Source organism: Bacillus sp. BF2-3 (assembly GCF_008368795.1).
Taxonomy (GTDB): domain Bacteria; phylum Bacillota; class Bacilli; order Bacillales; family Bacillaceae_G; genus Bacillus_A; species Bacillus_A cereus.
The window spans coordinates 191,165-203,574 of the sequence record NZ_QOSA01000023.1 but is presented as its reverse complement, the minus strand read 5'-3'; the positions used below and the strand labels follow the sequence as shown (position 1 = coordinate 203,574).

The window sequence follows — 12,410 nt, the reverse complement described above, 5'->3', positions numbered from 1 at the left end:
CTTCAAAGGAAATACTTTACACTGTACAGCAACTCCCGATAGGAGGGAACACTTTGACGAGAAACAAAGTAGAAATTTGCGGTGTTGATACAGCTAAACTTCCAGTATTAAAAAATGAAGAGATGCGTAAATTATTTCGTGAAATGCAAAGTGGAGAGATAAGCGCAAGAGAAAAATTAGTGAATGGAAACTTACGTCTTGTACTGAGCGTCATCCAAAGATTTAATAACAGAGGAGAATATGTTGACGATTTATTTCAAGTTGGTTGCATCGGACTTATGAAATCAATTGATAATTTTGATTTAGGCCAAAATGTAAAATTTTCAACGTATGCTGTGCCGATGATTATTGGGGAAATACGCAGATATTTGCGTGATAATAATCCGATTCGCGTATCGCGCTCATTGCGAGATATTGCGTATAAAGCTTTGCAAGTAAGAGAAAAATTGATTGCAGAAAATTCAAAAGAACCAACAGCAATGGATATTGCAAAAGTGCTAGAAGTAACTCATGAAGAGATAGTATTTGCTTTAGATGCGATTCAAGATCCAGTTTCATTATTTGAACCGATTTATAATGATGGGGGAGATCCTATCTTTGTTATGGATCAGTTAAGTGATGAAAAACAAAAGGACGAGCAGTGGGTTGAAGAATTAGCATTGAAAGAAGGAATGAAGCGTTTAAATGATAGAGAGAAAATGATTATTAGAAAACGTTTCTTCCAAGGAAAGACACAGATGGAAGTTGCAGAAGAAATTGGGATTTCCCAAGCGCAAGTATCACGTTTAGAGAAGTCAGCCATTAAACAAATGAATAAAACGATTCAAGGATAAGGTCTCACCAATTATGGTGAGACCTTTTTATATGTAATATGGTTTGTGCTCATAGTAGGGGATTAGTGTTCATATAATGAAACTAGCATGGTGTTTCGTATAGGTGGCTTCCTGTAAATATGAGAAACAGTTTCCAATTTGTCATATAAGGGAGAGGATAAAAATGGTGATACGAATTTCAGAGTTACAGATGAAGGATGTTATAAATATTTCAGATGGAAAAAGGATTGGGAATATTGGAGATATTGAAATTGATATGAACACAGGGAAAATTTGTTCTGTTATTATTTCCAAACAGACACGTATGCTAGGTATTTTTGGAAAAGATGTTGAGATTGTAATTCCTTGGAAGGAAATTGTGAAAATTGGGGAAGATGTCATACTTGTAAGAGTAAATCCTGTTAATTCTGTAACAGAATCAATACAAACACCGACAATTTCATAAAGAATATTACAAATTCCTCTTTTTTTTCTGTTAGGATTATGAAAAAATAAAAGTATGGTAAAATAGACAGGAAGTACCATGCTTTTTTCTGTTATTTTAATTAAAAGGAGCCGCTTTATTATGAGAGAACCATTTAAATATGTGGACGGTATACTGTATTTACAAGCGTGGAAAGAACTTGGAAACATTACTGCTGGATTTACGACAAAAGATGGTGGGATAAGTACGGGCTCCTTTCATGCGATGAATTTAGGATTACATGTGAATGATATCGTGGAGAACGTTCATGAAAACAGACGCATTTTAGCAAATAAGTTACAAAAACCATTAGAAAACTGGATTTGCTCTGAACAAGTTCATGCTCATCATGTTGAAAAAGTAGGGCAACAGGAAAAGGGAAGTGGTGTCTATTCATATGAGGACGGCATTTCAAAAACAGATGGCATTTATACGAGTAATGAAGATGTTCTGTTAACGTCTTGTTACGCGGATTGTGTTCCGCTCTATTTTTATGCACCATCACATGGTATGATAGGACTTGCGCATGCTGGATGGAAAGGCACTGTACAAGAGATTGCAAAGGAAATGATTCAAAAGTGGAATGCAGAAGGTATTTCAAGTGATGAAATTCATGTTGCAATTGGGCCGTCGATCGGATCTTGTTGTTATGTTGTGGATGATCGTGTATTAACAGCAGCACAGGAAGTAGTTAGCGGTGCTGTTCCTCATCAAAAAATTTCTGACGGGCAGTACGCAATTAATTTAAAAGAAATTAATCGTATATTATGTGTACAAGCAGGCATAAAAGAAGAGCATATTGTAATGTCATCTCTTTGTACAAGCTGTGAAGAGCAACTATTTTTCTCTCATCGTCGTGATCAAGGTAAGACAGGAAGAATGTTGAGTTTCATAGGTTTTAAGGAGGAAGGAAGCAAGTGACAGTACAAGAAAATTTAGTAATTGTAAATGAAGCTATTAAAGAATCTTGCGCTCGAGCTGGACGTTCGTTGCAAGATATTAAACTTGTTGCAGTTACAAAAACTGTAGGGATTGAAAAAACAAACGAAGTAATTGAAGCTGGAATTATCGATTTAGGTGAAAATAGAAATGAAGGTTTCTTACAGAAATACGAGCATTTCGGTTCAAAAGTTAATTGGCACTTTATTGGCTCATTACAAACGAGAAAAGTAAAAGAAATCATTAATGAAATTGATTATTTACATTCGTTAGATCGTCTTTCGCTGGCGAAAGAAATTCAGAAACGTGCTGATAAGAAAGTGAAATGCTTTATTCAAGTGAAAACCTCATCTGAAGAATCGAAGCAAGGATTGGCAATAGAAGAGGTTGTTTCTTTTATTCAAAGTTTGCAAGAATTCGATAAAATTGAAGTGGTTGGACTAATGACGATGGCTCCATTTACAGAAGAAGAGGAAGAAATCAGACGCTGTTTTAAGGAATTACGTATGCTGCAAACAGAGGTGCAGGAGCTAGAGTTATTACATGCGCCATGTAAAGAATTATCAATGGGAATGTCCAACGATTATACAATTGCAATTGAAGAAGGGGCTACATATATTCGTTTGGGAACGATTTTAGTAGGAAAAGCGTAAAAGGAAGGAGAATCTTATTATGAGTTGGTCAAAAGTAAAATACTTCTTTTTTGATACACCGGAAGAAAAAGAAGCAGCTCAATATGGTTATGAAAAGGAGCAAACAGACATGAAAAAGCAGCAAGATCCACCAGAACAACAAGACGTTACGTTTCCGAAAGCGCAACCGAAGCAAAATGTTGTGAGTATTGAAACAGCAAAACAATCTTCAAAAGTTGTTTTATTAGAACCACGCACATATTCGGAAGCACAAGGGATTGCGGACCACTTAAAAGGTAGACGAGCTGTTGTAATTAATTTGCAGAGAATGTCTACTGATCAAGCGGTACGTATCGTTGACTTTTTAAGTGGTACTGTATACGCTATAGGCGGGGACATTCAAAAAATAGGGCCGAAAACATTTATGTGTACACCTGAAAATGTAGATATTGTTGGTGCGATTTCAGAGTTATTCGGTGAAGAAGAAGAAACAAATATAAAGAGGTGGTAATACGCCATGACAACAGTTTTTATAGTGTTAAGTTATGCTATCGAGATTTACTCGTGGGCACTTATTATTTACATTCTCCTATCATGGTTTCCTGGTGCAAAGGAATCATCTTTTGGAGAGTTCCTGGCACGTATTTGTGAACCGTATTTAGAACCATTCCGCCGCTTTATTCCGCCGCTTGGAATGATTGATATTTCTCCAATCGTTGCGATCTTTGCGTTGAAACTTGCTAAAACTGGTTTGTTCAGTTTATTAAGCTATTTCTTATAGTAAGAAGGTAAATACATGAGCATCTACGAACATTTTAGGCCTGATGAGGAGGTCTTTGTGGATAAAGTGCTAGAGTGGAAGCGAGCGGCGGAGTACCATCAAGTGAAGTTAACGGATTTTCTTGATCCTAGGCAACAACAAATTGTTTCTATGGTAATAGGACAAGGTGATGTTGCTGTACAATTTGGTGGTGCAACGCCTAATGCAGAGCGTAAAAGAGCACTTATTTATCCAGACTATCTAGAATTAAATGAAGAAGAATTTCAAGTAGAAGTATTAGAAATTGACTATCCTTCCAAGTTTTATACGCTAGAACATAGGCAAATATTAGGTACATTTATGTCTCTTGGTTTAACAAGAGAAAAATGTGGTGATATTTTGCTGCAAGAAAATCGTGCCCAAATTGTAGTTGCGAAAGAAATTGTATCGTATATTGAGATGAACTTACAATCAATAGGGAAAGTAAAAGTCTCTTTAGCGTCAGTGCAAGGAGAACAAATTCTACAGATAGATGAAACGTGGGGAGAGAAATCTGGAACGGTTTCTTCACTTCGTTTAGATGTTATGTTAGCTGAAATGTTACATTTATCTAGACAGAAAGTAAAACCTTTCATAAAAAATGGTTTAGTAAAAGTCAATTGGAAAACAGTGGAGCAAACTTCTTATGAATGCTATCCAGGAGATGTTTTTTCTGTTAGAGGATATGGCCGAAGTAAATTATTTTCTGTAGAAGGTAGAACAAAACGCGACAAATGGAGAATTTTGTATGGTATACTAAAATGATTGGTTTTTTAGAAGGAAATCCTCCTATTTTGTCGAAGAAAAGATATAATTGAAAGAGGAAATTTAGATAACTACTTGGAGGTGGCGTTGTGCCGTTAACACCATTAGATATTCATAACAAAGAATTTGGTCGCGGATTCCGTGGCTATGATGAAGATCAAGTAAATGAGTTTCTTGATCAAATTATCAAAGATTATGAATTGGTCATTCGTGAGAAAAAAGCTTTAGAAGAAAAAGTTGCGCAGTTAGAAGGGAAGTTAGATCATTTCTCTAATATTGAAGATACGTTAAACAAATCTATCGTCGTTGCACAAGAAGCAGCGGAAGAAGTAAAACGTAATGCGCAAAAAGAAGCGAAATTAATTGTGCGTGAAGCTGAAAAGAATGCTGATCGTATTATTAACGAAGCATTAGTAAAATCAAGAAAAGTTGCTTTTGATATTGAAGAGCTAAAGAAACAAGCGAAAGTATTCCGAACTCGTTTCCGTATGTTATTAGAAACACAGCTTGAGATGTTAAACAACGATGATTGGGATAAACTAATTGAATTAGAAGACGAAGTAGATGAACTGTTGAAAAAAGAAGAAACAGTGTAAGCTTGACGTTTTTCTCATTATTACATATAATTTTAAACAACATATTTATTAAGAAAAACGAAGATAGGGATAAGTACCTTTTCAAACCTTATATAGCGAACTGAGGATGGTGTAAGCTCAGGATAAGGAGATAGTGGGAATATCACCCTGGAGTTCCGCGCTGAACAAATAGAGTAAGCGTAGGCGTGTATTCGCGTTAAGAATATAAAGAGGATTCTATACATATGTATATGATCTACTAGGGTGGTACCGCGGGAGACTTTCTCGTCCCTTTTTGGGATGAGAAGGTCTCTTTTTTATTCCGTTTTTTAAGTGTTTCTTTTATACATGTAAGGAGGAATTGAGCATGGAGTACAAAAATACATTACTGATGCCAAAAACAGAGTTCCCAATGCGTGGGAATTTACCAAAACGTGAGCCTGCAATGCAAGAAAAATGGGCTGAAATGAATATTTACGAAAAAGTACAAGAACATACAAAAGGACGTCCTTTATTTGTATTGCATGATGGACCTCCATATGCGAATGGTGACATTCATATGGGACATGCATTAAATAAAGTATTAAAAGACTTTATTGTTCGTTATAAATCAATGACTGGTTTTAGTGCGCCATATGTTCCAGGATGGGATACGCACGGTTTACCAATTGAACAAGCTTTAACAAATAAAGGTGTAAAACGTAAAGAAATGACAGTTGCTGAGTTCCGTAAGTTATGTGCAGAGTATGCATATGAACAAGTAGAACGTCAACGTGAACAATTTAAGCGTCTAGGTGTACGTGCAGATTGGGATAATCCATATATTACTTTAGAGCCAGCTTATGAAGCACAACAAATCAAAGTGTTTGGTGACATGGCGAAAAAAGGTTATATCTATAAAGGTCAAAAACCAGTTTACTGGTCTCCAACGAGTGAATCTGCTTTAGCGGAAGCTGAAATTGAATATCAAGATAAAAAATCAGCATCTATTTACGTAGCATTCCCTGTAAAAGATGGAAAGAACGTATTAGAAGGTGATGAAAAGTACATCATTTGGACAACGACACCTTGGACATTACCTGCAAACTTAGGTATTTCTGTTCACCCAGAGCTTGAATATAGCATTGTAAAAGTAAACGATGAGAAATATATCATTGCTTCTGAGCTGTTTGAGACAGTTGCAAAAACGTTAGAGTGGGAAAATGCTGAAGTTGTGAAAACAGTAAAAGGTAGCGAACTTGAGTACACAGTTGCAAAACATCCATTCTACGATCGTGATTCATTAGTTATGCTAGGAGACCACGTAACAACAGATGCAGGTACAGGTTGTGTTCATACAGCACCAGGACACGGGGAAGATGACTTCGTTGTTGGTAAAAAGTATGGATTAGAAGTACTTTGCCCAGTCGATGATAAAGGTGTATTAACAAATGAGGCACCTGGATTTGAAGGCTTATTCTATGATAAAGCTAATAAACCAATTACAGAAAAATTAGAAGAAGTAGGCGCGTTACTGAAACTAACATTCATTACACATTCATACCCACATGATTGGAGAACGAAAAAACCAATTATTTTCCGTGCGACAGCACAGTGGTTTGCATCTATTGAAGCATTCCGTAAAGAATTAATAGAAGCTGTAGCAGAAACAAAATGGGTACCAGCATGGGGAGAAACTCGTCTTCATAATATGGTTCGTGACCGTGGTGACTGGTGTATTTCTCGTCAGCGTGCATGGGGTGTGCCAATTCCGGTATTCTATGCTGAGAATGGTGATCCAATTATTACGGATGAAACAATTAACCATGTAGCAGATTTATTCCGTGAACACGGTTCTAACGTATGGTTCGAGCGTGAAGCGAAAGATCTATTACCAGAAGGATTTACACATCCAGGTAGCCCAAATGGCGAATTCCGTAAAGAAACAGACATCATGGATGTATGGTTCGATTCAGGTTCTTCTCACCAAGCGGTATTAGAAGAGCGCGAAGATTTACAGCGTCCAGCTGATTTATATTTAGAAGGATCTGACCAGTATCGTGGTTGGTTTAACTCTTCATTATCAACAGCAGTTGCTGTAACAGGTAAAGCTCCATATAAAGGCGTACTAAGTCACGGTTTCGTACTAGATGGTGAAGGACGTAAGATGAGTAAGTCGATTGGAAACATTGTCGTACCGAAGAAAATTATGGATCAATTAGGCGGAGACATTTTACGCTTATGGGTATCTTCTGTTGACTATCAATCTGACGTACGTATTTCAGATGATATTTTAAAACAAGTAGCAGAAGTGTATCGTAAAATCCGTAACACATTCCGTTTCTTATTAGGAAACTTAGACGACTTTAAGCCAAGTGAAAATGCAGTAGCTGTAGCTGAACTTCGTGAAGTAGATCGTTACATGTTAGTGAAATTAAATGACTTAATTACAAAAGTTAAAGAAGCATATGAGACATACGACTTCGCTGCTGTGTATCATGCAATTCATAACTTCTGTACAATTGATTTAAGTTCATTCTATTTAGACTTTGCAAAAGACATTTTATATATTGAAGGTGCAAACCACGAAGATCGTCGTGCGATTCAAACTGTATTATATGATGTTCTTGTTGCGTTAACGAAACTTGTAACACCAATCTTACCGCATACAGCTGATGAAGTATGGCCATACATTCCAGGCGTAACAGAAGAAAGTGTACAATTAACTGATATGCCAGAAGCTGTACAATTAGATGATGCGGAAGCGTTAAAAACAAAATGGGATGCATTTATGACATTACGTGATGACGTGTTAAAAGCACTAGAAGTAGCTCGTAATGAAAAAGTAATCGGTAAGTCATTAAATGCAAGCATTACGCTATATCCAACTGCAGAAATGAAAGCTATGTTAGAGTCTATTAGCGAAGACTTAAAGCAATTATTCATCGTTTCTGAGTATAAACTTGGTGGTATGATGGATGAAGCGCCAGCAGATGCACCGAAGTATGAACATACAGCGGTTGTTGTTGCTCAAGCAACTGGTGAAACATGTGAACGTTGTTGGGTAGTTTCAGAAACAATTGGTAAAGATGCTGAACATGAAACATTATGTGAGCGTTGTGCAACAGTTGTTAAAGAAAACTATGTAAAATAATAAAAAAAGCTGACTGCTATTGATGCAGTCAGTTTTTTTGTTTATGGCATATCAAAATCACTTTCAGACTCTTTCCTGTGAAGGAAAAATGTGTGTGAGGTAAGCAAATAAATTTCGGACACACTAACTGTACATTACAGCTAGGAGGAATGTACACGTGAATGAAATTTACATGGAAATAAAAGAAGAATTGCAATTGATGAGAAAAGAGTTGCAAGAGAGACTAGCTAAAGAAGTAATGCACAAATATGATGTCGAGTTCAGCCAAGAGCTTGGATATGAAATTAAGGAAGAGATAAAGAAAAAATTGCTATTACATGATATAAAAGAGGATTTAAAGGATGTAGAACGCGCATTATTTAAAATGGAAATAGACATGTATGGTATTTGTGAAGAGACGGGGAGATTAATTTCGACAAAGCAAATGAAGACAATGCCGACTGCCCGTACGATTCATGAATTCTTTTATGAAAAGGTAAATGTATGAATACGCACAACGATATTATATTACCTTTTTTTAATTTATTTTATTCTTCTATAAAGGTTCATTGTGAAAAGGTAGCAGCTATGCTAAAATTTTGAGGTACACTGTCTTTGTGGGGGAAATGAAAATGATATATTATGTAATAGCGTTATTCGTCATTGCTATCGATCAAATATCGAAGTGGTTAATTGTAAAGAACATGGAATTGGGTACGAGTATTCCGATTATCGACAATGTATTATACATAACATCACATCGAAATAGAGGCGCTGCTTGGGGTATTTTAGAAAATAAAATGTGGTTCTTCTACATTATTACAGTTGTTTTTGTAGTGTTTATTGTATTTTATATGAAAAAGTATGCGAAAACAGACAAACTTCTAGGTATTTCGTTAGGCCTAATTTTGGGCGGGGCAATTGGTAACTTTATTGATCGTGTATTTAGACAAGAAGTAGTGGATTTCATTCACGTGTATATTTTCTCGTACAACTATCCAGTATTCAATATAGCTGATTCAGCATTATGTATTGGTGTTGTATTAATTATTATTCAAACATTATTAGAAGGCAAGAAAGCGAAGGAGTAATTGAATGAGTGAAGTAGTACAAGTAACAGTTGCAGCAGAGCAAAAAAATGAGCGAATTGATAAATTCGTTGCAGGGATAAATAACGAATGGTCACGTACGCAAGTGCAGCAATGGATTAAAGATGACGTTGTGACAGTAAACGGGAAAGCGGTAAAAGGGAATTATAAAGTAAAAGAAGAAGATGAAATTACAGTAACAATTCCTGAACCAGAAGAGTTAGATATTCAACCAGAGGATTTAAATTTAGAAATTTATTATGAAGATGCAGATGTGCTTGTTGTAAATAAGCCACGTGGTATGGTTGTACATCCAGCACCAGGGCATACAAGTGGTACACTTGTAAATGGCCTTATGCATCATTGTACAGACTTATCAGGCATTAACGGTGTAATGCGTCCAGGTATCGTGCATCGTATTGATAAAGATACATCTGGACTATTAATGGTTGCTAAAAATGATATGGCACATGAATCGCTTGTGAATCAGCTTGTAGCAAAAACAGTAACGAGACGTTACAAAGCGATTGTACACGGTGTGATTCCGCATGATAAGGGAACGATTGATGCTCCGATTGCTCGTGATAAGAAAGAGCGTCAAAGTATGACAGTTGATGAAAATGGTAAGAACGCTGTTACGCACTTCCAAGTGTTAGAACGCTTTAAAGACTTTACACTTGTAGAATGTCGCTTAGAAACGGGACGTACGCACCAAATTCGTGTTCATATGAAATATATTGGCTATCCACTTGCAGGAGATCCGAAGTATGGTCCGAAGAAAACGTTAGATATGAATGGACAAGCACTTCATGCGGGTATTTTAGGCTTTGATCATCCTCGTACGGGTGAATATATTCAGTTTGAGGCACCGATTCCAGAAGTGTTTGAAGACGCATTAAATATTTTACGAAAATAGTATTGACAAATCATAAGAAAATTGAGATACTGACAACAGTTAAATAATGATCCTTTAACACAGCCCCGTGAGGTTGAGAAGGTAACGGTTTGAAATACTTAGGGTATGTTGTACCCTTTTTTCAAAAGTCCTCTCGCACACGCTGAGAGGACTTTTTTTATACCATTACTCTCACGCAAGAAAAAAGCTTGGAGGTGTAGAGCATGCAAGAGAAAGCTGTCGTTTTAGATGACCAAATGATTCGCCGCGCTTTAACACGAATTAGTCATGAAATCGTGGAACGAAATAAAGGTGTCGATAATTGTGTTCTTGTCGGAATTAAAACTCGTGGAATTTTTATTGCACAACGTTTGGCAGAACGAATTGGTCAAATTGAAGGAAAAGAAATGGAAGTTGGAGAGTTAGACATTACGTTATATCGTGATGATTTAACACTACAATCGAAAAATAAAGAACCACTTGTAAAAGGTTCTGATATCCCTGTAGATATTACGAAGAAAAAAGTTATCCTTGTGGATGACGTATTATATACAGGAAGAACAGTTCGAGCAGCAATGGATGCTCTTATGGATTTAGGTAGACCATCTCAAATCCAATTGGCGGTTCTTGTTGATAGAGGTCATCGCGAATTACCAATTCGCGCTGATTATGTAGGGAAGAATATTCCAACATCAAGTGAAGAGCGTATCGAAGTTGATTTGCAAGAGACAGATCAACAAGATCGAGTAAGCATATACGATAAGTAAAGCCCTTTTAAATGTAGTCCTGTGAGGCTGCCAAAGGGTCTTGGCTTTCATATGTCAAATTTGGCATACGAAAGTGTAGGACTCTTTGTGCACAGGCACAAAGAGTTTTTTTATTGTAAAGATTTAAACTGAAGGAGGATGTAACAATGGAACAAAAGCCAGTGTTAGACGTTAATGAAGTACCGAAACCGGGAAAATGGTTATTTTTAAGTATACAACATTTGTTCGCGATGTTTGGATCAACAGTGCTTGTTCCGTTTTTAACAGGATTGAATCCATCAGTAGCATTAATATCAAGTGGATTAGGAACGTTAGCATTCCTTCTTATAACGAAAGGTCAAGTACCTGCTTATCTAGGATCATCATTCGCCTTTATCGCACCGATTATAACAGCGAAAACGGCAGGTGGACCGGGAGCGGCAATGCTTGGTGGTTTGCTAGCAGGACTTGTGTACATCTTAATCTCACTCGGAATTAAGAAATCAGGATCAGAGTGGATTATGAAATTACTACCACCAATCGTAGTTGGTCCAGTAGTAATGGTAATCGGTCTAGCTTTAGCACATACAGCAGTTAACATGGCGATGAACGGTGCGGATGGCAAATATAGCTTTACACACTTTTCAGTAGCGTTAGTAACATTAGCAATTACAATTATATGCTCGATATTTGGAAGAGGATTTTTCAGTATCATACCAGTGTTACTTGGCATTATCGGCGGATATATCTTCGCTTACTTCCAAGGGCTAGTAGACTTAAAGCCGGTAGCTGAGGCAAAATGGTTTGTTGTACCAGATTTCACAGTACCATTTGTAACATACACACCAGAGTTTTCATGGAAGATTGTACTCTTGATGGTACCAGTTGCACTAGTAACAATATCAGAACATATCGGACATCAAATTGTTCTTGGAAATGTTATTAAAAGAGATTTAATTGAAAAACCAGGTTTACACCGTTCAATCTTCGGTGACGGAGTAGCAACATTAATCGCGTCACTAATCGGTGGGCCACCGAATACAACGTATGGTGAAAACATCGGTGTGCTAGCAATTACGAGAGCATACAGTGTATACTTATTCATCGGTTCAGCAGTATTCGCAATCATGTTCGGATTTATCGGTAAGATTTCTGCACTGATTCATTCGATCCCAACACCAGTTATGGGTGGTGTATCAATCTTACTATTCGGTGTAATCGCATCAAGCGGATTACGCATGATGGTAGATGATAAAACAGATTTAAGTGACAAACGAAACTTAATGATTGCATCAGTAATATTAGTAATCGGTATTGGTGGAGCGGTACTTCACGTAGGAGAATCATTCCAAGTAGAAGGAATGGCACTAGCAGCAATTGTAGGTGTACTGTTAAATCTACTACTACCGGAAACGAAACAAATAAAACAATCTAAGCAGATTGCTTCATAATAATAACCTTTTAATTCAGTCCTGTGAGACCGGAAAGGGTGGCTTCTTTCTTGCACCCTAGTCTCACACGATTAGGGTATTTTTATGCAAAGGTTGTTATAAAAATTCAAAA

The 12,410-nt window shown here is 36.8% G+C and carries 14 protein-coding genes and 1 other annotated feature; all 14 genes read left to right on the top strand.

The window, feature by feature from the left end; genetic code table 11:
• Window positions 1-53: 53 nt before the first annotated feature.
• Window positions 54-833: an RNA polymerase sporulation sigma factor SigG gene (gene sigG, locus DN401_RS18330; protein ID WP_000197755.1), complete on the top strand. Its 780-nt coding sequence runs from the start codon at window positions 54-56 to the stop codon at window positions 831-833.
• Between the two features lie 163 nt (window positions 834-996).
• Window positions 997-1,278: a YlmC/YmxH family sporulation protein gene (locus DN401_RS18325; protein WP_000236745.1), complete on the top strand. Its 282-nt coding sequence runs from the start codon at window positions 997-999 to the stop codon at window positions 1,276-1,278.
• A 120-nt stretch (window positions 1,279-1,398) separates the two neighbouring features.
• Window positions 1,399-2,217, top strand: coding sequence for a peptidoglycan editing factor PgeF (gene pgeF, locus DN401_RS18320; protein ID WP_001209008.1), 819 nt, complete (start codon window positions 1,399-1,401; stop codon window positions 2,215-2,217).
• A complete protein-coding gene (locus DN401_RS18315) occupies window positions 2,214-2,888 on the top strand; it encodes a YggS family pyridoxal phosphate-dependent enzyme (RefSeq protein WP_000218005.1) in 675 nt (224 codons plus the stop codon). The genes pgeF and DN401_RS18315 overlap by 4 nt, the downstream gene beginning before the upstream one ends.
• Before the next feature lie 19 nt (window positions 2,889-2,907).
• On the top strand, window positions 2,908-3,378 hold the full coding sequence (locus DN401_RS18310) for a cell division protein SepF (RefSeq protein ID WP_000119129.1): 471 nt from the start codon (window positions 2,908-2,910) through the stop codon (window positions 3,376-3,378).
• A gap of 6 nt (window positions 3,379-3,384) precedes the next feature.
• Window positions 3,385-3,648, top strand: coding sequence for a YggT family protein (locus tag DN401_RS18305; RefSeq protein ID WP_000214233.1), 264 nt, complete (start codon window positions 3,385-3,387; stop codon window positions 3,646-3,648).
• Window positions 3,649-3,663: 15 nt separating this feature from the next.
• The gene (locus DN401_RS18300) at window positions 3,664-4,431 is read left to right on the top strand and encodes a YlmH family RNA-binding protein (protein WP_149287898.1); all 768 of its coding nucleotides are present in this window, start codon (window positions 3,664-3,666) and stop codon (window positions 4,429-4,431) included.
• 89 nt (window positions 4,432-4,520) lie between these two features.
• Window positions 4,521-5,027 (top strand): septum site-determining protein DivIVA, encoded by a 507-nt coding sequence (divIVA, locus tag DN401_RS18295; protein ID WP_001131611.1) that lies wholly within the window; start codon window positions 4,521-4,523, stop codon window positions 5,025-5,027.
• A gap of 51 nt (window positions 5,028-5,078) precedes the next feature.
• Window positions 5,079-5,302, top strand: a binding site (T-box leader).
• 71 nt (window positions 5,303-5,373) lie between these two features.
• Complete coding sequence (gene ileS2 / locus DN401_RS18290) at window positions 5,374-8,139, top strand: isoleucine--tRNA ligase (protein WP_000455951.1); 2,766 nt, start codon at window positions 5,374-5,376, stop codon at window positions 8,137-8,139.
• 157 nt (window positions 8,140-8,296) lie between these two features.
• Window positions 8,297-8,626 (top strand): TraR/DksA C4-type zinc finger protein, encoded by a 330-nt coding sequence (locus DN401_RS18285; protein ID WP_001002956.1) that lies wholly within the window; start codon window positions 8,297-8,299, stop codon window positions 8,624-8,626.
• A gap of 124 nt (window positions 8,627-8,750) precedes the next feature.
• Entirely contained in the window at window positions 8,751-9,209 is a 459-nt protein-coding gene (gene lspA / locus DN401_RS18280; RefSeq protein ID WP_000642180.1) for a lipoprotein signal peptidase LspA, read from the top strand.
• Window positions 9,210-9,213: 4 nt separating this feature from the next.
• Complete coding sequence (locus DN401_RS18275) at window positions 9,214-10,122, top strand: RluA family pseudouridine synthase (RefSeq protein ID WP_000005829.1); 909 nt, start codon at window positions 9,214-9,216, stop codon at window positions 10,120-10,122.
• A gap of 203 nt (window positions 10,123-10,325) precedes the next feature.
• Window positions 10,326-10,868, top strand: coding sequence for a bifunctional pyrimidine operon transcriptional regulator/uracil phosphoribosyltransferase (gene pyrR, locus DN401_RS18270; RefSeq protein WP_001156491.1), 543 nt, complete (start codon window positions 10,326-10,328; stop codon window positions 10,866-10,868).
• Window positions 10,869-11,014: 146 nt separating this feature from the next.
• Window positions 11,015-12,298: a uracil permease gene (uraA, locus tag DN401_RS18265; RefSeq protein ID WP_000435928.1), complete on the top strand. Its 1,284-nt coding sequence runs from the start codon at window positions 11,015-11,017 to the stop codon at window positions 12,296-12,298.
• Window positions 12,299-12,410 lie beyond the last annotated feature (112 nt).